The following is a 22,363-nucleotide window of genomic DNA, read 5'->3' as shown; positions in this document are numbered from 1 at the left end:
GTCTTCGGCGCCCCCGTCACTCTGGCCTCCCGGGCCATCGCCAAGCGCGACGACGGCTCGCGTGGGGGGCGTGAGTGGATCCTGTGGGCGGTGCACACGCCGTTCGCCCGCGTGGTCACCCACCCGCTGTTCGCGGCGGCGATGTTCGTCGGATCGCTCTGGGCGTTCTACTACACCGATCTCTTCCGCTGGACGCTCTACGACCACCTGGGACACGAGTGGATGGTCGCCCACTTCCTCATCTCGGGCTACCTGTTCGTGCAGTCACTCGTCGGCATCGACCCCGTGCCGTTGCGCTACCCCTACCCGTTCCGGCTGCTCACGCTGATCGGTGTGATGGCGATGCACGCGTTCTTCGGCATTTCGATCATGATGTCGTCGGGACTGTTCGTGGCCGAATGGTTCGGCTCGATGGGGCGCACGTGGGGGGAGGCCCCGCTGGTGGACCAGTACACCGGGGGCGGCATCGCGTGGTCGATCGGCGAGATCCCGACCCTGATTCTGGCGATCACGGTGGCGATCCAGTGGAGTCGCACCGATGAGCGTGCCCAGCGTCGCGGCGATCGTCATGCGGATCGGACGGGGGATGCCGAGCTGGAGGCCTACAACGCGCAGCTCGCGCAGCTCGCGGCCCGGGACGCACGGGAAGCCCGCCTCACACGCTGACGGCGGCAGCCCCGTCGGGCTCAGCCGCCGGACTGCACCTGGATAGAGGCGGTCCCGTCGGGGAGCATCGTGATCGTGCCGCCGACCCGGAACGGCACGTCCTCGTCGACGTGGGTCACCGAGCCGTCGAAGATCGATTTGATGTCGACGACCACGTGCGCCGCGGCATTCGCGGGGACGATCGACCACCCGGCGCCGTCGGGCTGCAGGGAGATCTTGGGCTGGTCGACCATGGACCACACCGGGGGCTCGAGGATGCGGTTGCGCACCTGCAGCCCGAACGGGCACCCGGTGGGCTGCAGCACCTGCTGGGTCGTGCAGGCGGTGAGGAACGACTCGACGCGCTCCTGCACGACATCGACGAAGGTGGAGGTCGGCTGGGTCTGGATGTCCACGGGCACCTCGGCCTGCGGCGTATCCGACAGAACCGCCACGCCCGGGCTGGAGGAGACCGGGGTGTCGACCGAGATCGAGTAGAGGCCGGGCGAGAACACGAGCAGCGCGACCGGGGTCAGCGGATCGGCGTTCGTGCCGTTGGGCGAGACCTGTCGGGTGTCGACCGCGAACCCGTTCACGGAGAAGGCGGTGGCACCGCGCAGGGTCAGATCGATCACCGCCAGCGGGCTCTGCGCGAATCGCCAGGTCGGTGCCAGTCCGACCCACCCCGCCCGCTCCACGCGGAACGTGGACGTGCCGGCGTGCGGGCCGGCGTGGTACGACACCGTCACGAGCTCGACCCCGTCGGATTCCTGCTCGCCCACCACACGGATGTCGCTGAGCGGGGCAAGCGCCGCGCGGCGCAGGAGGGCTTCGCTCGCATCGGTGGGAAGCCCGGCATCCGTGAGATCGGAGGATGCGATCGGCACGCCGGGCAGGGCGAGGGCTTCGGGGACGCGCCCCTGGCTGAGCAGATCGAGATAGCGCGTGACGAAGGCGCCGGGGCTGTACAGATCGCGGTACACCGTGGCGGTCGCCGCCCCGATCGCGCCCACCAGGAGCAGACCGACGACCGACAGGGCGGTCAGGTCGAACGCCAGTCGGCGGCTTCCGCGACGGGCCGGGGAACGGCGCGTCGCGGCATCCGTACCCGCCTCTGCGGCGCGCGCCTGCTCACCCACCACCCCGTCCACAGCTCCAGTCTAGGAAACCCTTCCTGATGGCTAGCATGGATCCGGTGAGCATCCCCTCCCTCTCCGCCGAGCAGGAGGAGCTCTTCCGCCTCATCGAGGACACGCGGGAGCACGTTTTCGTGACCGGGCGCGCGGGCACCGGCAAGTCCACTCTCCTGCAGCACGTCGCCTGGAACACCGAGAAGCAGATCGCCGTCTGCGCCCCGACGGGGGTGGCTGCCCTGAACGTCGAGGGGCAGACGATCCACTCCCTCTTCCGGTTGCCGATCGGCCTCATCGCCGACAGCGAGCTGGAGCAGTCCGAACCCGCGCGGCGGGTGCTCAAGGCGATCGACACCCTCGTCATCGATGAGGTGTCGATGGTCAACGCCGACCTGATGGATGCCATCGACCGCTCGCTCCGCCAAGCGCGGGGCCGGCGCTCGGAGCCGTTCGGCGGCGTGCAGATCATCATGTTCGGCGACCCCTACCAGCTCTCGCCCGTGCCGCCGCGCGGCGATGAGCTGCGCTACATCCAGGACCATTACCGCTCGTTCTGGTTCTTCGACGCCCAGGTGTGGGCGGGCCCCTCGACGGACGGCTCGGCGATCCGCTCCGACGGGCTGCTCGATCTCGGCCGCGTCGGGGCGCCCCTGCACATCCGCGAACTGCGCCAGATCCACCGCCAGTCCGACGACGGCTTCAAGGCGATGCTCAACGCCGTCCGCCACGGGGTGGTGACCGCCGAGATCGCGGGCATGCTGAACGCCGCGGGTGCCCGCCCGGTGCCCGAACCGGTCGAGGGCGAGCCTCCCATCATCACCCTGGCGACCCGCAACGACATCGTGTCGCGCATCAACCAGCGCCACCTCGACGCCCTGCCGGGCGCGGTGCAGACGGCGCGCGCCGACGTCAGCGGCGACTTCGGGCGGGGCGAGGCGTCGTACCCCGCCGACACCGAGCTGCAGCTCAAGGTGGGCGCGCAGGTCATGTTCCTCCGCAACGATGTGGGCGGTCGCGGCGACGGCCCGCGCTGGGTGAACGGCTCGATCGGCACCGTCACGCGCATCGCCGGGGGGACGGTGCGGGTCGAGCTGGACGGTGAAGAGGTCGACGTCGAGCCGGCCGTCTGGGAGAGGTTCCGCTACGCGTACGACCCGGGCTCGCGAAAGCTCACCCGCGAGATCGTCGCGGAGTTCACGCAGTTCCCGCTGCGACTGGCCTGGGCGGTGACGATCCACAAGTCGCAGGGCAAGACGTACGACCGCGCCGTCATCGACCTGGGCTCGGGAGCGTTCGCACCCGGGCAGACGTACGTGGCGCTGTCGCGGTTGACCTCGCTCGACGGCCTCTACCTGTCGCGCCCGCTGCGCCCGAGCGACATCCTCGTGGATGCCGACGTCCGCCGGTTCATGGCCGGGGTCCGCGCCGCGGGCTTCTGACCGGCCCGCGAGGAGTCGAAACGCGGGTCAGGCGGATGCCGCGGCGGCGGCCTTGGCGGTGGCGAGATCGACGAAGAGGTCGGTGTTGAACTGGTACGCGGCCAGCACCTCATCGATGACGCGCTCGCGCTCCTCGGCATCCCATGCGACGGCGTCGAGCTGCTCGCGATAGACATCCTTGAAAGCGGCGGGGTCGGCGATCTGGTCGAAGAGGTAGAAGCCGATGCCGTTCGTCTCGAAGCCGAACTGGCGCGCCATGAGCTTTCCGATGAACAGGCCCCCGGAGAGGTCGCCGAGGTAGCGGGTGTAGTGATGGGCCACGAAGCCGCCCGGCCAGGTCGTGCCCACCTCGCGGATGCGCTCGACGTAGCGGCGGGTCGTCGGAAGCGGCGCGATGCGTTCGCGCCAGTCGTCGCCGATGAGGAAGGCGAGATCCGCCTCGATGGCGGGCAGGCGCGTGAGCTTCTCGCTGATGAAGGGCGCGGCGACCGGGTCATCGCGCATCGCGTCGGCGGCGGCCTCGAGGGCGTCGTAGATGAACCAGTGCTGGGCGACGAGCGCGACGTAGTCGTCGCGCGTGCCGCGGCCGCGCATGAGGTCGTCCATGAACCCGGCGTGCTCGCTGCCGGAGTGGGCGGTGCGCGAACGCTCGCGCAGGGCGGCGGAGAACGGGATCGGCTCGGTCACAGCCGTCAGTGTATCTGAAACTAAGGCTCACCTAAACTGAAGGTTGTCTGCGGGATCGCTGGGCGGCCGGACGGCCCCTGTGGTCATCCGTGCGGGCGCGGAGTGATCCCCAGTCGTGCACACGCCTCGTCGTACAGCGCGACGATCTCGCGGCGCACGTCCCGACGCTCGCTGATCTGCCCTCCGGGCCAGGGGACGCGGATGACGTCCTCGCCGCCGTCGGCGAGCGTCACGTGCCACTGACCGGCCGCGCCGTCGAACGTGACCATCTCTGATGCCACGACGTCGACCTCGGGCGCGAACGCCCGCGCGATGAGCAGGTTGTCGTCGGAGTGGTCGTCGTTCATGTGGCCGAGAACGCCGGTCAGCGTGTCGTCGTCGAAGGTGTGCGCCATGGCACCCACCTTAGGGGCGGGTGTGCGCGGTGCCACGGGTCTGCGCCGGCGCAATGGCTCCCGCGACGGATTCGTCACAGGAGCGTCACGGCGTCGGGTCGTCTGCGCATCGTGATCTACGCTGAAGGGACTGACCAGGGGGTGAGGATGCGGGCTTTTCGTCGATCGCGGCGTCTTGCGGCGGTAGCCGGCACGCTCGCGGTGGCGATCGCGCTGGCCGCGTGCTCGTCGACCGACACGGTAGCGCTGCCACTGCCGGATCAGGTGGATGCCGCCATCGGCGGCGATGTGCAGGCCCAGTTGCAGACGGCCGTCGAGCGTGCGGTGGCGGCCTCGGGGGCTTCGGCTGCGATCGTAGGCGTGCGTGTTCCGTGGGCGGGTGTCTGGGACGCGGGCGTCGGCACGGTCGCTCCCGGCGGCGCCGCGGTGAACGACGCCATGACCTTCCACGCCGGTGCGGTGACGCGGTCGATGACCTGCGACGTGCTCTACGGGCTCGTCCACGACGGCGTGGTCTCGCTGGATGATCCGGTCGGCAAATATGTGACGGGCCTGGGGGACCAGGGCGCTCGGGACGGCCTGACGCTCGGTCAGCTCTGCGACTCGACGTCGGGGATCGGTCCGCACGATCCGAGCATCGACGCGCGCATACGCGCCACTCCCTCCCGTGTCTGGACGCCGCGGGAGCTGATGGCCTTCGGGATGTCGCGCGGACTGACCGCCCAGCCCGGAACCGTGTTCGCCGACTCCGACACCGGGTACGTGCTGCTGGGCTTCGCCCTCGAGCGCGCGACCGGCAAGACCGCGTCGCAGCTCTATCAGCAGTACGTGTTCGGTCCGAACGGGATGACCTCCACATCGCTGCCCGACAACGGCACCGCCGAGCTGGACGGCCTGTGGACGGGCACCGCGGCCGATGGCAGCGCGGCGTGCACCGCTCCCACCCCGGTGGTCGGCTTGTCGTCGAGTGCCGGCTTCACGGCATCCGGTGTCATCAGCGATCTCGCCGACACGGGTCGATACGTGCAGGCGCTGGCGATGGGGCTCCGTCCCTACGACGCGCCGGGCCGCTTCGAGAACCCGCTGCCGGCGGTGGCGAACGGTCCGTCGTGGTTCACCGCGCGTGGTGGGGCGTACCAGGCCGGCAGCCTCGTCGGGCAGTACGGCTCGGTCCCCGGTGCGTTGACGGCCGCGTTCGCCGACAGCACGACTGGGATGAGCGTCGTCGTCACGTTGAACAACTCGCGGGCGTCGAGCGACCTCGTCCGCAGTCTCGCGTGGGAGCTCGCGGCCATCGCGTCGAAGGCGCCGGCGGCTTCGGGACGCACCGCCCCGCAGGCGGGGCTGCCGTGGACGGCGGAGGACATGGCCGCGCAGGTGACGGCCGCCGCGGTATGCCCGATCCCGTGAGATCGAGCACGGTGTGAGCTGCCGATGAGCGCCGCGTGAGCGCCGCGCGCACCCCCGCATCTGGAGCACCGGCCGCGGTCGGCCTCGTCGTCGCCGGACTGGTGTGTCAGGAGGGCGGCGCCGCGATCGCGGTCACGCTGTTCCCGCACGTCGGCGCCCTGGGCATGGTGATGCTGCGCCTCGCGTTCTCCGCGCTGATCCTTCTGGCCGTCGCGCGGCCACGGCTGCGCGGTCACGGGGCGAACGCGTGGCGCGACGTCATCGTGTTCGGCGTCGTCCTGGGCACGATGAACGGGCTGTTCTACCTCGCGCTGCAACGTCTGCCGCTGGGAGTGACGGTCACGATCGAGGTGCTCGGCCCGCTCGCGCTGTCGATCATCGCCGGGCGCCGTCGTTCGTCCTGGCTGTGGGCCGGCGTCGCACTCATCGGCGTCGTCGCCCTGGCCGGCGGCGGATGGGATCGACTCGACCTCCTCGGCGTGCTGTGCGCCCTCGGCGCCGCGGCGAGCTGGGCGATCTACATTCTCGCGTCGGCGCGCGTGGGTGCCGCGTTCCCGCGCCTGGACGGGCTGGCCATCGCGATGGCGATCGGCGCCGTGGTGTCGCTGCCGTTCGGCATCGTCCAGGCGGGCGCAGCGCTGCTGCGGCCGGAGATGCTCGCGCTCGGCGCCGCGGTCGCCCTGCTGTCGTCGACGCTGCCGTACGCGTTCGAGCTGATCGCGCTGCGGCGCCTACCGGCGGCGGCGTTCGCCATTCTGATGTCGCTCGCCCCGGCAGTCGCGGCGCTGGCCGGCTGGGCACTGCTCGGACAGCATCTCGCGTGGCTGGAGATCGTGGGAATCGTCCTGGTGATCGCGGCATCCATCGGCGCCGTGCGCGCCGCCGGGCGCCGCGTGCGCGACGCCGTGGAGCCGATCGGCTGAGGCGGCGTCATCCCCATCGTCGGGTGCCCTCCGGCCGGTGATCAGCCGACGTTCGGGTGACGGATAGTCGCGCGTGACAGGATGCCGCGGTGACCTCGCGCTCCTCGACATCCGGCCGCGGCGGCTCGGCGAGGCGTCGATCCGTTCGCCGTCGTCCGGTGCTCAGCGCCCGACGGCGGCGGCAGCTGCGTCGTCGCCGGGCGGTCGCCTTGGCGGTGGTGGCCGTGCTCGCCATCGGGCTGGGCGTGGCGGGGGTGGCGATCGGGCAGGCCGTGCGCCATGCCGCCGTCTGCGCGGAGGCCGAGGGATTCGGGCGGCAGCAGCTCGACAACGCACGCAGCATCGTGGCGGCCGGCCGCGATGCCGGACTGCCTGTGCGCGACCAGACGATCGCGGTGATGACGGCGCTGGGCGAGTCGAGTCTGCAGAACATCGACTACGGCGATTGGGAGACGAGCGGGGTGACCAACCCCGACGGCTCACGCACGACCTCGATCGGTCTCTTCCAGCAGCAGGACGGCTGGGGAACGCGGGAGCAGCGGCTCGATCCCTACACGGCGGCGAGCCTGTTCTACCGCGCCATGGTCGAGAAGGTGCCCGAGCCCGAGCGGTCGGCGACGGCGCCCACGGAGGTCGCCCATCGGGTGCAGATCAATCGCGATCCGACGCACTACGCCCCGTACTGGCCGCTGGCCGAGCGGATCGTCGCCGTGCTCGACGATCAGACCGTCGTCGATACCTGTCTCTGACGGGCGTGCCTCTGGGGTCGTCCTGTCTCGACCGCGACGATCCCCGATCACCCGCCCCCGCGCGGTGCGCGGCACGGGGAAAGGTACCAGGCGCGTCGGCGTCGGTGTCCGACTCAGGCGGCGCGCACGGCGACGAACGCCGAGGGCTCGAGGTCTCCCGTCGGAGAGACGAAGATCCGCTTCACGTCGGAGGGCGTGCGGGGGTCGAACACGAGCGGACGCGTCTCGCCCTCGGCGGGTACTTCGCGTGGCGGCAGGAGGGCGAGGCACGTCACCCAGCGCCGTGCACCCTGCCCGTCGTCGAACGCGAACGTGAGGGAGACGGCCGCGCGCGAGGCGGTCATGGCCTCCGCCGACAACAGCGGCGACGAGGTGACCTCCGCGTCGACGAGGCGGCCGCTGGCGAGGAGTTCGGCGGCCAGGTCGGTGTTGCGCCGGCGGAAGCGCTGGGCGCGCACGCGGCCGATGATGCTGGTGAGACCCAGGGCGATGAAGATGCCCGGCAGCCACCAGATACCGGTGTACATGATCCACGCACCGACGCCCCAGGCCTCGTCCTCGTGGAAGACGGGGTCGACGGCGACGCCAACGGCATCCGGCGCCGCCCACATCGGCAGCGAGAGGAGCACGCCGGTCGCGAGGCCGAGGAGGACGATCGATGCCGGGCCGAGGAAGGCGTAGTACGTGCGTCGGCCCGTGTAGCGGTGGTTCCACGCCGAGTAGGCGCCCATCGTGATGATGCTGCCGATGATGCCCACCGGCAGCGCCGTCGAGCGGACGGCGACGAGGATGCCGCCGTCCCAGGTGCTGAACACGCTGTTGAGCGACACGATGCGCACCTGGTCGAAGAAACCGCCGATGCCGAAGCCGATGACCGTCGCGGCGGCGAAGCCGGCGAGCCCCCAGAGGAGGGTGGCCGTCAGTGCCCGTGGCGAGCCGACGAGCTTTCGATCCCTTTCGGCGGCCGCGGCTTTCGGGTCGATGAGACTCATGGCTTCCAGCCTATGAGGACGGTGGTGAAGGTCAGGGTGATCTCCTCAGCGCGACGAGCGGTCGATCTATCCCAGCGCGGGGCGACGCTCACGGGGTCGGTGAGCTCGACGGCGACTACTAGCGCAGCGCGACCGTACCGGTTCCGGATCGTCGGCCGCCGATGGTGCTTCCTCCGCTCACATCGAGTGATGCTTCGGTCGTGCGCGACGCGCGGTCGGAGACAAGGAACGAGACCGCGTCCGCGACGACGTCGGTCGCGCCGCCGCCTGCCGGTGTGATGGGGGTCATGAGCATCTCCAGGGGCGGGAGGTGGAACCCGCAGACGGGGCGGCCCCCCGCAACGCCCCGCCTGCGACAGCGACGTGATGCCGCCAAACAGATCGTGGAACAGAACCGTGTCGGGAAAGAACAGGCCTGTGATAAGCCGCCTTATCGCCATGAGACGGCAGTAATTCCTGGTGCGGAGTAGGTTGGCCCCATGTCCACAGCGCCTTCGCTCCTCATCGACCTGGCCGGCGTCGCCCGGCTGGCCGGTGTGCAGCGACCCGTGGCATCGATGTGGCGGTCGAGGTTCGCGTCGTCGCCGGATCCTTTCCCGCGGGCGATCAACGTCGAGGGCGGCCGGGCCTGTTTCGAGGCCGATCAGGTCGCCGACTGGCTCGTGCGCACCGGACATGGCAACAATCCGGAGGCGCGTGGGGACGCGGCGGCGGCTGCAGCTCCAGCCGACTTCTCCTTCTCCGACGCGGCCTCTGTCGCCGAACTGCAGGCACTCATCGCTCTGTGTGCGCAGGTCGACGAGCTTGCCGAACTCACGCCTTCAGAGGTCAAAGAGGCTGCCGACGCCGCGGACCCTGACGATCGCTTGCTGCGGCGTGAGATCTTCGCTCACGTGGACCGGGGAGCGCCGTGGCTCTCCTACGCCACCCGCCTCGTCGACGCGGCGTACTCGCCGTCGGCCGCGCTGGCGCTTGTCGCCCGCCGCCACGCCGCTTCGGACCGGGTTGCGGGATCGGCTGGACCGCTCGTCGCCGACGCGATCGCCCTGGTCGTCGACGCCACGCTCGCCCTCGCCGGTCAGGACACCACGGTGACACTGGATGCGAGGGACGCCGCGCTGTCCTCGTCGGTCGCGCGCCGGCTCGGCGACGATGTGGACATCGTTGTGCCGGTCGGCGCGGAGTCTCGCCACGTGCGACGCCAGTTGCTCGTCGATGATCATTGGGTCGCCGACGAAGCCGACCCGGCCCGCCGCTCGGTTTTCGTCGTCCGCGTTCCTTCTGGTCGCGGCGAGGACGGGGTCGCCATCTTGCGAGCGGTGGACGACGTCTCTCTTTCGCTGCGGAGCGCGGATGCGGCGGTTGTCATCGGCCCCGCGCGGGCGCTCGTCGACCCGTTGTCGCCCACCGAAGAGCAAGCGCGCGCAGACATCCTTCGCTCCGGCCGTGTGCGAGGCATCGCACGTCTGCCAGCCGGGCTCGTCGACAGTGCGGTGCGCGAATCCCTCGCCCTCTGGATACTCGGGGAGCCAACAGTCGAGGTTGCACCCGCGCAGCGAATCACCGCGGTCGCAGATCTCACCGGCGTGAAGCTCACCCCCGCGACGCGCGCCGACCTGATCTCGGACCTGATGGCGGGCATGGGCGCTGGTCGGGCCCTGCGCGCGCATCAGTTCCGGTTCGCGGCCTTTGTGCGCACGACGTCGCTCCAGGCACGAAGCGGCTCCCTGGTGGCATCGGCGACGCGACAGCGTGCAACTGCGACCGAGGACGCGGCAGAACTTCCTGCCCTCCTCGACATCGCGGCCGAGGCGGTTCGCTCCGACATCGAGCCGATCGAGTTCGTGCCCGATCCGCACGACGTCCCGCGCGCCACGTCCGTGGAGGAACTCATCAATGCCGGGCACTTGAGGAGGGTTCAAGGCACCCGCCTCGACCCTGACCTGCTGGGCCCAGAAGGACTCATCGTCGTGACCGCATCCGATCTTGACGAACTCGGGTCGATCGGCCGCAACCGCGTCGAGCACCTCGCGTTCGCGACCCGGCACCCTTCGGCGCAGCTGACCCGCCCCGGCGATGTGATCTTCCGCACCAGCCCCTCCGCCGCCGCGTGGGTCGACACCGACGGCTCGAAAGTCGTTGCCTCCCCGGCCCGCGTGTTGCGCATCACCACCGCTGATTCCGGTGGTCTCGTGCCTGAGATCGTTGCCGCAGACATCGCCGGGGCGCCCGCCGGGCCGGGATCGTGGAAGCGGTGGATGTTCCGTCGCGTCGCCCCGCGCACGATCGCACCGCTCCGACGCGCGCTCGCCGACATCGAGACGCCCACCACGGCGAAGGATCCGACATCTCGGTCTACGGGCAAGAGCTGAACGAGCGCACGTGGCGCATGGCGAGGATGAACCTCGCCATCCACGGGCTCACCGGCAACCTCGGCCCCCGCTGGGGCGACACGTTCGCCCGCGACTTGCACCCCGACCTGCAGGCCGACTTCGTCATGGCGAACCCACCGTTCAACATCAAAGACTGGGCACGCAACGAGTCCGACCCGCGCTGGCGATTCGGCGTGCCGCCGGCGGGCAACGCGAACTACGCGTGGATCCAGCACATCCTGTCGAAGCTGGCACCCGGCGGTCAGGCCGGCGTCGTGATGGCCAACGGCTCGATGTCGTCGAACTCGGGTGGTGAGGGCCAGATCCGCGCCGAGATCGTCGAAGCCGACCTCGTCTCCTGCATGGTCGCGCTGCCGACCCAGCTGTTCCGGTCGACCGGCATCCCGGTGTGCGTCTGGTTCTTCGCGAAGGACAAGGGCAAGCGCGCCGGCGAGGTGCTCTTCATCGACGCCCGCAACCTCGGCCACATGGTCGACCGCGCCGAGCGTGCGCTGTCGTACGAGGACATCGCTCGGATCGCGGGAACGTTCCACACGTGGCGGGGCGTCGAATCGGATGCTGCGCCCGACGAGTACGCCGACGTTCCGGGGTTCTGCTACTCGGCCACGCTCGCTCAGATCAAGGCCGCTGATTATGCACTGACTCCGGGCCGCTATGTCGGTGCCGCCGAGGCGGAAGCCGACGGCGAGCAGATTGAGGAGAAGCTCGCGCGCCTGCGCGGGGAGCTCGATATCCAGTTCGCGGAGTCGGCCAGACTCGCCGAGGTTGTGCGTGAGCAGTTGGAGCGAGTTTCGTGAGGCTCGATGTCGCCTGCTCGCACATCGTCGATTGTGAGCACAAGACGGCCCCCATCGATGAGGCTGGAGAGTATTTCGCGGTAGGAACGCCAGCCATGCGAGATCATCGCATCAACTATGCGGAAGCGAGGCGCATTTCTCGCGAAACATTCGAAGCATGGACACGTCGACTCTCTCCACGGGCGGGCGATCTTCTGTTCGCTCGCGAAGCACCTGTCGGTCCGGTCGTTCGTCTTCCAGACGTCGCGAACGTCGCCCCAGGTCAGCGCACTGTCCTGCTGCGGCCGGACCCTGATGTCGTCGACAGCAAATTCCTCTACTACGCACTTACCGCGCCTGCTGCTCAGGCAGGGCTGCTGGTCAAAGCGGAGGGATCCACGGTCCACCACCTGAATGTGCCGGACATTCGTTCGTTCGAGGTCTGGGTTCCATCGCTCCGCGAACAGCAGGCGATCGCCGAGATACTGGGCGCCCTCGACGACAAGATCGCCGCCAACACCGCCCTCGCCGCCACAGTTATACAGCTCGCTTCAACCGATTTCGCCGCGACCGTGCGCCACGTGGCGTGGGGCCCAAGGTTCGAAGAGATCGCGGACATTAGTGGCGGAGGAACCCCAAGCACGAAGAACCCTGCACTCTGGGACGGTGATATCTGGTGGGCGACTCCGACGGACATGACTGCTCTCGTGGGGCCGTACCTGGAGTCCACCTCCCGAAGGATTGCGCCCGCTGGCCTCGCTGCATGTAGCTCGAAGCTATTCGAGCCCGGCGCGATTCTCATGACATCGCGCGCGACTATCGGTGCGCTGGCGATCAACGGTGTCCCTACAGCACTCAACCAGGGCTTCATCGCTGTCGAACCTCACGACCCCCGCCTGCGTTGGTGGCTGTTCCACGAGATGGAGAGTCGAGTCGACGAGTTCATTTCATGGGCAAATGGGGCAACCTTCCTTGAGCTGAGCAGGGGGAATTTCAAGCGGCTTCCGGTGCGGGTCCCTGAGGAGACGGTGCTTATAGCTTTCGACTCACGGATTGCTCCACTCCACGATGCTGCCCGGGGTGCGTTGGCAGAGAATCGCACGCTCGCCGCGACGCGCGACGCGCTGTTGCCTGAGCTCATGTCGGGCAAGCTGCGCGTCCGTGATGCCGAAGCGCTGATTGTTCAGGCGGGCGTGTGAACGGGCACGCCTGCGCAACCTCTAGGTTCGAAGTACGAATGCACCGCCGCATCCATTTGGGGAGATTCACCGCATGACCGCTACCGCCACGCCCCCTGCCGTCCACCCGCAGAAGCCGCGATCGAGGACGCCCGGCTGGGCAAAGTTCCTGCTGGTGCTCTTCGTGATCCTGGCTATCGCCGCAGCGGCCGTGGGTGGGCTCTGGGTCGGAAGATCGTTCGGCGCGAGCGAGCAGCGTGAGATCCAGGTCATCAAGTCTGTCGAACTGCAAGAGCAGGTCGTGCTTGTTCGATCGGCCATCGCCGATCTGAAGCCCAAGGCCGACATCCAGGACATCAACGGCATCGCCATCCCGTGGACCGACCGCTCGGTTCTCTTGCAGTACGAGTTCGACACCATGGTCGGCATCAACGGCGAAGATGTCACGATCGCACGGACGGGCGACAACGCGTTCCGCATCGCGATCCCGAACTTCACCCTCATCGGCATCGACGAGCCCAGATATCACGTCGTGAACGAGGCGAACGGTGTTCTCAGCTTTTTGACGCCGGAGATCGACACCTTGAAGCTCACGGAAGAAGTACTCACCGACGAGGTCAAGTCAGAGCACATCGAGGGCCTCCGACCGGTGCTCGAAGTGCAGGCGAAGGACTTCTACACCAACATCATCACCGCGATCGACCCGGACGTGACTCTCGAGTTCACGTTCGCTGAGTGAGGACGATATCGACATGACTGACAACACGGACATCCCCGAAATCGACGAACAGCCCTTCCTGGACGCGACAGCTGAAGCGAAGTCGAAGTTCGGGCGCTTCAACCTCGCGATCATCGGGAGCTCCGGCGTCGGCAAGTCCTCGCTCGTCAACGCCGTGTTTGGCCGGGACTGGGCGAAGGTCGGCAAAGGCCTGCCCGTGACCCGGGGAGTCCAGTACTTCAACGATGACTCGCTCGGAATCTGGGACGTCGAAGGCTTCGAGATCGGTTCGCAGGTGCCACCCGCAGAGCAGTTGCGAGTTCACCTCGACACGATCTCGAAGAGCCCGAAGCTGCAGCAGATCTCGGTCGTCTGGTACTGCGTCAAGGCCAACGACGACCGGCTGACTCCGGCGGACATCGCGATGATCCGCGAGCTCGACGCGCAAAGTCTTCCGGTCATCCTGGTGTTGACCAAGGTCGACTGGATCAAGAACCCCATCACCGGTCAGCACGGCGTGGCCAAGGGTGTGGAGAAGTTCGTCGAATGGCTCAACGAGCCCGTCGACCCGCAGACCGATCTGCCGATCGACATCCCCTACCGCAGCGTGATCCTCACCTCCACGCAGGACAAGCACGGGAAGGGCAAAGGGCATGGTCTCGGTGAGCTCGTCGCGGAAACCCTCGCCCTTTCGCCGGACAACGAGAAAGACGCGTTTCGCATCGCACAACGACTCAACCTCCCCTGGAAGCGAGAACTCGCCCGGCCCGTCATCGCCGCTGCAACGACTGCGGCAGCAGGTGCCGCAGCTGTCCCGGTTCCGATTGCCGATGCCGCGATCCTGGCGCCGATCCAGCTCGGAATGATGGCGCGCATCGCGACGATCTACGACCTCGAGATCAAGACCATGATGTCGGCCGGTGCTCTCGCCCAAGTGGGAGCGCAGCTCGCCGGGCGAGCCCTTGCCAGCAGCATGCTCAAGCTGATCCCGGGGGCCGGCAGCGTCATGAACGCCGGCGTCGCCGGCGCGCTCACCGCCGCCACCGGCGAGGGCTGGATGCGCCTGTGCGAGCAGGTCCACACCGGAAAGCTCGACGTCGACAAGGTGAACAACTCCTGGTCGGACTTCGTCCCGGGCTTCCTCGACGTCATCCGCAAGATGGCCGAGCAGAAGCTCGCCAAGTAGCCGACCGAGAGGACCCAGCCACATGTCATTCGCTGTCGTCGATTTCGAGACCACCGGGATCCTGCCCTCGTACCACCATCGCGTCGTCGAGATCGGCGTGACCCATGTCGAGGATGACGGCACGATCTCGTCGCGGTGGGAGACGCTGATCAACCCCGAGCGTGATCTCGGGCCGCAGCGTATCCACGGCATTCACGCGGCGGACGTGCTCGACGCACCCACGTTCAGCGACGTCGCGGCCGAGTTCGCCGAGCTGCTGCAGGGCCGTGTTTTCGCGGCGCATAACGCCTCGTTCGACCTGCGGTTCCTGCAGGCAGAGTTCGAACGCGCCGGCTATTGGCTCGATGGCGGAACGCCACACGTCTGCACGATGATTCTCGGCTCGAGGTTCGGGCTCGGCGGGTCGTGTTCCCTGTCGCACGCCTGCGCCACTTATGGCATCGATATCGGACACGCGCACAGCGCGGGCGCCGACTCGTTCGCCGCCGCGCGACTGCTGGCGGCTTTCCACGCTCAGAGCAACACGCGGCCTGAGTGGCTGGACTACTGGCAGCAGGCCGCGGAGTCCGGCCGCGCCTACAGCTATCCCCCCGGACGCCGGACCGGCGTCGCGGTGAAAGTTCGAAGTGATGTCGGCGCGGCGCCAGTGAGCTTTCTCGAGCGGATCTCGACCGACGCTCAACGACCGCGCGTCGAGGGCGCCGGAGCCCAATACGTCGCTCTGCTCGACCGTTGCCTGATCGACGGCTTGATCTCGGTGAGCGAAGGGGCCCAGCTCGCTGAAGTCGCGACCGAGCTCGGGCTGACCCGTGACGCCGTTGATGAGATCCACCGCGACTACTTCGTCGAGCTCGAACGCCGGGCCTGGGCGGACGGCATCCTGACCGAGGACGAGCGCGCCACGCTCCGTGACGTCGGTGCGCTTCTGGGGCTCGACGACGAGGCTGTCGCCGCTGCGGTGGATGACGTCGCTCCGGTCGCGGGCACGGGTCAGGCCGCGTCGGCGTTCGAGCTGTCGCCCGGGGATCTCGTAGTGCTTACGGGAGAGATGCTGCGCGAACGGAGCGAGTGGGAGGCGGACTTGCGCGAGCGCGGGTTCGTGCCGCATCCGTCAGTAACCAAGAAGGTCAAACTCGTCGTCGCAGCAGATCCCGACTCGTTGTCGGGCAAGGCGAAGAAGGCCCGCGACTACGGCATCCCCATCGTCGGAGAAGAGTGGCTGGCCACCATCGTCTTTCCAAAACAGCACGAAGAAGTAAGGTAGTCACGATTTCTCTTACTTCTTCGCGAGCGCTTCGAAAGGGATGACCTGGTGCGAACCGAGCTTTACGTGAGCACGCGATTTGGCGAGCTCACAACGAACCCGACCGGCGCATGGACGCATCCCTACTTCCTCCCCGCCGCGATCCCTCGAGCCCTTCAACTTTCGCCGGAGTCGATGGCGGCCGTGTCGCGGGCCGACATCGCGCTCGGGCGACTCTCGGGGCTGGCGATGCTCATCAACGATCCTGAACTGTTGCTTGGTCCCTCGATGGCGCAGGAAGCTCTCTCGAGTTCTCGTATCGAAGGAACGCAGGCGTCGCTCAGCGACGTTCTCAGCGCGGAGAGCTCGGACGAGCCGATCGAGGATGAGAACCTGCGCGAGGTCAACAATTACCTGGATGCGGCTGCCCAGGGCAGGGCACTTCTCGAGAAATGGCCCCTGACGCAGCGGTTCTTCTGCGCGTTGCATGCCACGTTGTTGGCGAACGTCCGTGGCGAGGAGAAGTTCCCTGGGGAACTACGCAGGTCGCCCGTCTGGATCGGTTCGCCCAATGCGCGCCCCGAAACGGCGCGATTCATCCCGCCACATCAAGACAGGATCGGCAACCTCTTGGCGGACTGGGAAAGATTCGTCAACGAGCCTTCGACGATGCCCCCCGTCTTGCGCGCTGCGCTCATGCATTATCAGTTCGAGACCATCCATCCGTTCCTCGATGGCAATGGCCGAATAGGTCGACTGCTGATCGGCTTCATGCTCGTCGCAGACGGCGTTCTCAATGCCCCGATCCTGCCGATCTCGGGCTACTTCGAGAGGAATCGTGACGCCTACTACGACCGCTTGCAGGCAGTTCGCGAGCGTGGCGAGATTGAGGAGTGGGTGCAGTTCTTCTGCGAGGGCGTCGAACAGCAAGCGAACCAGGCAGCCGCCCGCATCCGAGCGCTCGTGGAGATACGGGAGCGGTATCGGCGGGAGGCCATCGGCGATCGATCGGCACTCAGCTCGGTGATCGACCTGATCTTCCGCAACCCGGTCGTCACGGTCGCGACGGTCATGCGGCATGCCGGGGTCAGCAGGCCCGCAGGCTCAGCCGCGCTTCGACGGGCGGAGGAGCGCGGCTGGGTGCGATCCGCCGGCAGGTGGGGGCGCGGGGGGCGCGAGCGCTGGATCGCCACGGAAGTGTGGGCTGCGGTGTCGAGTGAAGACGCGTTCGGCGAAAGCGTCTAGGGAGGACGGCAAACCATGACAGCACTGTCGGAGGCCGACTGGGAGAACGACGCACTCGAGACGCTCGCCGAGCCGCTCGGCTGGCGCCCTCTCCACGGCGAGCAGGTCGCGCCCGGCACGGGCGAGCGGGACGCGTGGGGTGACCTGCTGATCCGGCCGCGCCTGCTCGAGGCGCTCCGACGCCTGAACCCGGGCATTCCCGGCGAGTATCTGCAGCAGGCGGTCGCGGAGATCGCGGCTCCGAAGTCGCAGGATGCGATCACCGAGAATCACCGCATCCACCAATACCTCGTCAGCGGATATCCGCTGAGCTACCTCGACACCGACGGCATCGAACAGAACCCGCGGCTCCGCCTCCTCGGCACGGACCCGTCCGACAATGACTGGCTCGCTGTCAACCAGCTGACGCTCCGGCGCGGTGACCTCCACCGACGCCTCGACATCGTGCTGTTCCTCAACGGGATGCCGCTCGTCATCGTCGAACTGAAGCGTGCCGGCGCGGCATCCACCGGCGTTGCCCCGGCGCATGCGCAGCTGCAGACGTATCTGCGCGAGTTCCCGATGGCGTTCCGCTTCTGCGTGCTCACGCTCGCGACCGACGGCATCGATGCGAAGTACGGCACGCCCTTCACGCCGCTGAACCACTTCGCGCCCTGGAACGTCGACGATGACGGCAAACCGCTCGCCCAGCCGCGGATCGAGGACGGCGTGTCCGTCGAGCCGATCGACGACGCTCTCAACGGCCTGTTCAATCAGGAGCGCTTCCTCCAGCTCGTGCGCAACTTCACGGCGTTCGACGAGAACGCCGACGGCCTCACGAAGCGCATCGCGAAGCCGCACCAGTACTTCGCGGTGACGAAGGCGGTCGGCAGCACCGTGCAGGCCGTCGAGACCAACGGCAAAGCCGGTGTCGTGTGGCACACGCAGGGCTCGGGCAAGTCGATGGAGATGGAGCTGTACGCGAACCTCGTATCGCGGCATCCGAAACTCAAGAACCCCACCGTCGTCGTCGTCACCGACCGCACGGAACTGGACGGTCAGCTGTTCCAGACGTTCGACCAGAGTCTGCTGCTCGCCGAGAAGCCCGTCCAGGTGCGCGAACGCGCCCGACTGCGCGACGAGCTACGCAACCGGGTCACCGGCGGCATCTACTTCACGACATTGCAGAAGTTCGGGCTCACCGAGGCAGAGAAAGCCTCTGGCACGCAGCACCCCCTGCTCACCGACCGGCGCAACGTGATCGTCGTCGTCGATGAAGCCCACCGCAGCCACTATGACGACCTCGATGGCTACGCCCGTCACCTGCGTGATGCGCTGCCGAACGCGACGCTCATCGCCTTCACCGGCACGCCGATCTCGTTCGCGGAGCGCGATACGCGTGCAGTGTTCGGCGACTACATCGACATCTACGACCTCACGCGGGCCGTCGGCGACGGCGCGACCGTCCCTGTGTACTTCGAGCCGCGGCTCATCAAGGTGTCGTTCGCCGAAGGGGCGAGCGAGGACGATATCGACCGTGCCGCCGACGAATACACGGTGGGGCTGGATGACACAGAGCGGGCGCGGCTCGAGGCATCCGTCGCCGTCGTCAACGCCGTCTACGGCGCGCCGGAGCGCATCGAGACGCTCGCGGCCGACCTCGTGCGGCACTGGGAAGAGCGGCGTGAGCGGATGAAGCCTTTCCTCGCGTCCCCCGGCAAAGCACTCATTGTTGGCGGCACACGTGAGATCTGCGCGCGACTGTACGCGGAGATCGTGCGTCTACGGCCCGACTGGCACTCCGACGCGTTGGATGCCGGCAAGATCAAGGTCGTCTACTCGGGGTCGGCATCCGACCAGCCGCCGGTCAGCGATCACGTGCGCCGAGACTCCGAGAACAAGGCGATCAAGGCGCGGCTGAAGGATGCTGACGACGAGCTCGAACTGGTCATCGTCAAGGACATGATGCTGACCGGCTTCGACGCTCCGCCGCTGCACACGCTCTACCTCGACCGACCCCTCAAGGGTGCCCTGTTGATGCAGACCCTCGCGCGGGTGAACCGTACGTTCCGAGGAAAGGAGGACGGGCTGCTCGTCGCGTACGCGCCGCTCGCCGACAACCTCGCGAACGCTCTTGCGGAGTACACGACATCGGATCAGGAGAACAAGCCCGTCCGCCGAGACATCGACGAAGCGGTTGCTATCGCGATTGAGCTCGTCGCTGAGATCCGCGAGATGCTTGCCGGCTGTGACTGGCGAGCGATCGTCGCGCGCGGCGGCTCTCGCGCCTGGCGGACGGCAGCTACGACCGCGACCAACTTCCTGCGAGACGCGGCGAATTCGCTGAACGACCCTGAGCTCGGCAACGACCGGCTGTCGGTGCGGTACCGCACCGCGACGGGGCGGCTGGCTCGGGCGTGGGCACTCGCGTCGGGCCGTGACGGACTTGCTGAGCTCCACGACGAGATCGCGTTCTACGAAGAGGTTCGCGTGTGGATGGCGAAGTTCGACGCCGCTGAACGACAGGCCCGCGACGAACCGGTTCCCGAGGAGATCTCGCGCCTCCTCGGATCGCTCGTCGCCGAGTCCATCGCTCCCGGGGAAGTTCTCGACATCTATGACGCGGCCGGGCTTCCGCGGCTGGCGCTCGACAACCTCGGTCCCGACTTCCTCGCCAAGGCGCAGGCGGCGCCGAACGCGCATCTCGCGATCGAGGCACTGCGCAAGTCGCTGACGGATGCCGGCGCGAGCGCGACACGCGGCAACCTGGTTCGCCAACGGGCGTTCTCGGAGCGGATCGCCGAGATCATGAACCGCTACACGAACCAGCAACTGACCTCCGCTGAGGTGATCGCGGAATTGGTGGCGCTTGCGAAGGAGGTCGCCGCCGAGGCGTCGCGCGGCACGCGCTTCTCCCCACCGCTCTCTAGTGACGAGCTGGCGTTCTACGACGCCGTCGCCACCAACGAGTCGGCGGTCGATGTGCAGGGCGAGGATGTGCTTGCGCAGATCGCCCGGGAGCTCGTCGCTGTGATGCGCCGTGACGTCCGCACCGACTGGACCGTTCGCGATGACGTGCGCGCAAAGCTGCGGTCGTCGATCAAGCGGCTACTCGTGAAATACAAGTACCCGCCCGACAAGCAACCCGAGGCGATCAAGCTCGTCATGGACCAGATGGAATCGATGGCTCCGCGGTATGCGGACGAACGCGGGTGACCAGAGTTGACATTCTGATAGACCCAGAGTGCGCGTCGACCGCTGGTCGCCAATCGTCACAGAAAGGCAAAGCAGTTGAGTGAATCCACGACGAGCTTCACGGCGAGTTCGGTCGGACTCCTGAACCTCCTCAAGTCCGGTCACGATGGGCGCTTGCAGCTGCCCGACTTTCAGCGGAGTTGGGTGTGGGATGAGGAACGCATACGCAGTCTCATAGCTTCGGTGTCCCGAGGGTTTCCCGTTGGTGCCGTGATGACGCTCAAGACGGGTGGTGCTGTCGAGTTCAGGCCACGTGTGTTGGAGGGAGCTCCGCTTGAGGCAGGGGAGAAGAGTCCTGAGTCACTCCTGCTTGACGGTCAACAGCGGCTGACATCGCTGTACCAGGTGCTGATGCGAAATGAGGTGGTCCAGACCATCACCCCGCGTCGCCAACGAGTCAAGCGGTGGTTCTACCTCGACATCGAGAAGTGCCTGGACGAAACGGTCGACCGAGATGAGGCGGTCGTCAGCGTCCCTGAAGATCGCCGCTTCACGTCTGATTTCGGGCGCGTGGTCGAGCAGGATCTATCTACGCAGGAGTTGGAGTTCGAGCAGGGCATGTTCCCGCTCAGCGCCGTTGTCGGCTGGGCTGACTGGAACCAGGCGTTCGTCACCTGGGCGATGAAGCATGATGACTTCCAGGACCGGTTCCGCCGGGTGAACCAGTTTTATGAGCGGATAGTCAAGAACTTCACCGAGTATCTCGTCCCGGTCATTGAACTCGCTGCAGCCACGAGCAAGGAGGCCGTATGCGTCGTGTTCGAGAAGGTCAACACCGGCGGAAAGCCGCTTGACGCCTTTGAACTCATCACCGCGATGTATGCCGCGGATGGCTACGAACTGCGAAAGGACTGGTACGGGGGCGAGGGCGTCGAGGGTAGGCATGAGCGCTTTCGCTCAGCACTGAAGCTCCCTTCGGCCTCCGAAGGAGTACTCGCCGGGGTGGGGAACACAGATTTCCTTCAAGCGATCTCACTCTTTTACACCCGCGATGTCAGGGCTCGCGCAGTCGATGAAGGCAAGAGCGGGAAGGAGCTGCCGAAGATATCGGCCACTCGCCAGTCGCTGCTTGATCTGCCTCTGGAAGCGTACTTGCGCTACCAGTCGAAGGTTGAAGCGGGATTCCTCGAGGCAGCGAAGTTCCTCGTGCGCCTCGGGATTTATCGGGTGAAGGATCTGCCCTATCAGACTCAGGTCGTTCCGCTGGCCGCAATCTTGGCTGAGCTCGGAGCGGAAGCTGACTCTCCCGCGGCGATCGAGAAGGTTCGCAGATGGTACTGGAACGGGGTCTTTGGGGAGCTCTATGGTTCGTCCACGGAGACCCGGGTTGCCCGTGACTTCGTCGAGGTCGTTGCGTGGGCTCGAGGCGGCGAGCTCCCCACGACCGTGCACGACGCCACGGTCCGTGCAGACCGTCTGCAAACAATGCGAATGCGGGTCTCTGCTGCGTACAAAGGCGTCAACGCTCTCCTCATGCACGAGGGAGCGAAGGACTTTCGTTCGGGGCAGGCGTTCTCGCAGACAATATTCTTCGACGAGAACGTCGACATTCACCACATCTTCCCCCAGGAGTGGTGCAAGAAGCAGGGCATCGACAGGAACGTCTATGACTCGATCATCAACAAGACGCCCCTTGCTGCGAGAACGAACCGCATTATTGGCGGAGTCGCGCCATCTGAGTACGTCAGCCGCATCGAGAGGGAGAACACGGAGCTCGCCCCTGCCGCCCTCGATGAACGTCTGCGATCGCACCTCATTGATCCCGGGCTTCTGCGCGCGGACGACTTCTGGGAGTTCATGACGGCGCGACAGAACGCCCTCGTCGAGGTGATCGAGAAAGCCATCGGCAAGCCTGTCATCGTCACGGGCGAGGCCGAGGACGGCGAACAGATAGACGAAGACCCGACAGAAATTGACCTGCTGGGTTCAGAAGCGATCTAGGGCGTGTTGATCAAGAAGGTGCGGGGTGGCCAGCCGCCGCGAGTTGCGCGGGAGAATGGGCGTGTGAAGATCCAGG

18 protein-coding genes and 1 pseudogene are annotated in these 22,363 nt (G+C 67.1%); 14 read left to right on the top strand and 5 right to left on the bottom strand.

The features are described 5' to 3' along the window. On the top strand, positions 1-666 hold a 666-nt coding region (locus BGN98_RS01985), incomplete at its 5' end, for a cytochrome c oxidase assembly protein (protein ID WP_288119211.1). Positions 667-686: 20 nt separating this feature from the next. Here the strand turns inward: BGN98_RS01985 and BGN98_RS01980 are convergent. Next, positions 687-1,784, bottom strand: a complete 1,098-nt coding sequence (locus BGN98_RS01980; protein WP_288119213.1) for a hypothetical protein — start codon at positions 1,782-1,784, stop codon at positions 687-689. Positions 1,785-1,831: 47 nt separating this feature from the next. Here BGN98_RS01980 and BGN98_RS01975 point away from each other — a divergent pair, with 47 nt between their 5' ends. Beyond that, positions 1,832-3,217 carry an ATP-dependent DNA helicase gene (locus tag BGN98_RS01975; protein ID WP_036287864.1) on the top strand — a complete coding sequence of 462 codons (1,386 nt, stop codon included), beginning with the start codon at positions 1,832-1,834 and terminating at the stop codon, positions 3,215-3,217. A 27-nt stretch (positions 3,218-3,244) separates the two neighbouring features. Here the strand turns inward: BGN98_RS01975 and BGN98_RS01970 are convergent, their stop codons facing one another. Both BGN98_RS01970 and BGN98_RS01965 read right to left on the bottom strand, forming a co-directional pair. Continuing rightward, positions 3,245-3,904 (bottom strand): biliverdin-producing heme oxygenase, encoded by a 660-nt coding sequence (locus BGN98_RS01970; RefSeq protein ID WP_005051781.1) that lies wholly within the window; start codon positions 3,902-3,904, stop codon positions 3,245-3,247. Positions 3,905-3,987: 83 nt separating this feature from the next. Further along, entirely contained in the window at positions 3,988-4,299 is a 312-nt protein-coding gene (locus BGN98_RS01965; RefSeq protein WP_005051782.1) for a DUF2470 domain-containing protein, read from the bottom strand. A 147-nt stretch (positions 4,300-4,446) separates the two neighbouring features. Here BGN98_RS01965 and BGN98_RS01960 point away from each other — a divergent pair, with 147 nt between their 5' ends. The 3 genes from BGN98_RS01960 to BGN98_RS01950 all read left to right on the top strand — a co-directional run bounded on the left by BGN98_RS01960 (position 4,447) and on the right by BGN98_RS01950 (position 7,381). Next, positions 4,447-5,709: a serine hydrolase domain-containing protein gene (locus tag BGN98_RS01960; RefSeq protein WP_288119208.1), complete on the top strand. Its 1,263-nt coding sequence runs from the start codon at positions 4,447-4,449 to the stop codon at positions 5,707-5,709. Between the two features lie 35 nt (positions 5,710-5,744). Next, positions 5,745-6,632 carry an EamA family transporter gene (locus tag BGN98_RS01955; RefSeq protein ID WP_288119206.1) on the top strand — a complete coding sequence of 296 codons (888 nt, stop codon included), beginning with the start codon at positions 5,745-5,747 and terminating at the stop codon, positions 6,630-6,632. A gap of 89 nt (positions 6,633-6,721) precedes the next feature. Further along, positions 6,722-7,381 (top strand): peptidase M23, encoded by a 660-nt coding sequence (locus BGN98_RS01950; RefSeq protein WP_288119205.1) that lies wholly within the window; start codon positions 6,722-6,724, stop codon positions 7,379-7,381. A 113-nt stretch (positions 7,382-7,494) separates the two neighbouring features. On the opposite strand, the gene BGN98_RS01945 is transcribed toward BGN98_RS01950, so the two are convergent. Beyond that, positions 7,495-8,373, bottom strand: coding sequence for a hypothetical protein (locus BGN98_RS01945; RefSeq protein WP_288119204.1), 879 nt, complete (start codon positions 8,371-8,373; stop codon positions 7,495-7,497). Between the two features lie 118 nt (positions 8,374-8,491). Further along, positions 8,492-8,662 (bottom strand): hypothetical protein, encoded by a 171-nt coding sequence (locus tag BGN98_RS01940; protein WP_157556949.1) that lies wholly within the window; start codon positions 8,660-8,662, stop codon positions 8,492-8,494. 190 nt (positions 8,663-8,852) lie between these two features. Between BGN98_RS01940 and BGN98_RS01935 the strand changes: the two genes are divergently transcribed. The 9 genes and pseudogenes from BGN98_RS01935 to BGN98_RS01895 all read left to right on the top strand — a co-directional run bounded on the left by BGN98_RS01935 (position 8,853) and on the right by BGN98_RS01895 (position 22,287). After that, positions 8,853-10,745, top strand: a complete 1,893-nt coding sequence (locus BGN98_RS01935; protein WP_288119200.1) for a hypothetical protein — start codon at positions 8,853-8,855, stop codon at positions 10,743-10,745. Beyond that, a pseudogene (locus BGN98_RS01930) lies at positions 10,700-11,563 on the top strand (N-6 DNA methylase); the annotation flags it as partial. The gene BGN98_RS01935 and the pseudogene BGN98_RS01930, both read left to right, overlap by 46 nt. Further along, positions 11,560-12,741 carry a restriction endonuclease subunit S gene (locus tag BGN98_RS01925; RefSeq protein WP_288119199.1) on the top strand — a complete coding sequence of 394 codons (1,182 nt, stop codon included), beginning with the start codon at positions 11,560-11,562 and terminating at the stop codon, positions 12,739-12,741. The pseudogene BGN98_RS01930 and the gene BGN98_RS01925, both read left to right, overlap by 4 nt. Positions 12,742-12,814: 73 nt before the next feature. Beyond that, the gene (locus tag BGN98_RS01920) at positions 12,815-13,459 is read left to right on the top strand and encodes a hypothetical protein (protein WP_288119198.1); all 645 of its coding nucleotides are present in this window, start codon (positions 12,815-12,817) and stop codon (positions 13,457-13,459) included. A gap of 13 nt (positions 13,460-13,472) precedes the next feature. Then, complete coding sequence (locus tag BGN98_RS01915) at positions 13,473-14,624, top strand: DUF697 domain-containing protein (RefSeq protein WP_288119196.1); 1,152 nt, start codon at positions 13,473-13,475, stop codon at positions 14,622-14,624. 22 nt (positions 14,625-14,646) lie between these two features. After that, on the top strand, positions 14,647-15,888 hold the full coding sequence (locus BGN98_RS01910; protein WP_288119194.1) for an exonuclease domain-containing protein: 1,242 nt from the start codon (positions 14,647-14,649) through the stop codon (positions 15,886-15,888). 48 nt (positions 15,889-15,936) lie between these two features. After that, positions 15,937-17,112, top strand: coding sequence for a Fic family protein (locus BGN98_RS01905; RefSeq protein WP_288119192.1), 1,176 nt, complete (start codon positions 15,937-15,939; stop codon positions 17,110-17,112). A gap of 15 nt (positions 17,113-17,127) precedes the next feature. Then, the gene (locus BGN98_RS01900) at positions 17,128-20,307 is read left to right on the top strand and encodes a type I restriction endonuclease subunit R (protein ID WP_288119190.1); all 3,180 of its coding nucleotides are present in this window, start codon (positions 17,128-17,130) and stop codon (positions 20,305-20,307) included. 75 nt (positions 20,308-20,382) lie between these two features. Then, entirely contained in the window at positions 20,383-22,287 is a 1,905-nt protein-coding gene (locus BGN98_RS01895; protein ID WP_288119188.1) for a GmrSD restriction endonuclease domain-containing protein, read from the top strand. The last annotated feature ends 76 nt before the right edge of the window (positions 22,288-22,363 follow it).

Origin of the sequence: Microbacterium sp. 69-7, from assembly GCF_001897985.1 — a bacterium.
Lineage (GTDB): Bacteria > Actinomycetota > Actinomycetes > Actinomycetales > Microbacteriaceae > Microbacterium > Microbacterium laevaniformans.
This window is presented reverse-complemented; position numbering and strand designations above follow the sequence as displayed.

Bases quoted from the DNA above. Each gene is read 5' to 3' on its own strand.
- BGN98_RS01965 (WP_005051782.1), bottom strand. From the start codon at position 4,299: ATGGCGCACACCTTCGACGACGACACGCTGACCGGCGTTCTCGGCCAC.
- BGN98_RS01945 (WP_288119204.1), bottom strand. From the start codon at position 8,373: ATGAGTCTCATCGACCCGAAAGCCGCGGCCGCCGAAAGGGATCGAAAG.
- BGN98_RS01940 (WP_157556949.1), bottom strand. From the start codon at position 8,662: ATGACCCCCATCACACCGGCAGGCGGCGGCGCGACCGACGTCGTCGCG.
- BGN98_RS01915 (WP_288119196.1), top strand. From the start codon at position 13,473: ATGACTGACAACACGGACATCCCCGAAATCGACGAACAGCCCTTCCTG.
- BGN98_RS01935 (WP_288119200.1), top strand. From the start codon at position 8,853: ATGTCCACAGCGCCTTCGCTCCTCATCGACCTGGCCGGCGTCGCCCGG.
- BGN98_RS01910 (WP_288119194.1), top strand. From the start codon at position 14,647: ATGTCATTCGCTGTCGTCGATTTCGAGACCACCGGGATCCTGCCCTCG.
- BGN98_RS01975 (WP_036287864.1), top strand. From the start codon at position 1,832: ATGGATCCGGTGAGCATCCCCTCCCTCTCCGCCGAGCAGGAGGAGCTC.
- BGN98_RS01900 (WP_288119190.1), top strand. From the start codon at position 17,128: ATGACAGCACTGTCGGAGGCCGACTGGGAGAACGACGCACTCGAGACG.
- BGN98_RS01920 (WP_288119198.1), top strand. From the start codon at position 12,815: ATGACCGCTACCGCCACGCCCCCTGCCGTCCACCCGCAGAAGCCGCGA.
- BGN98_RS01960 (WP_288119208.1), top strand. From the start codon at position 4,447: ATGCGGGCTTTTCGTCGATCGCGGCGTCTTGCGGCGGTAGCCGGCACG.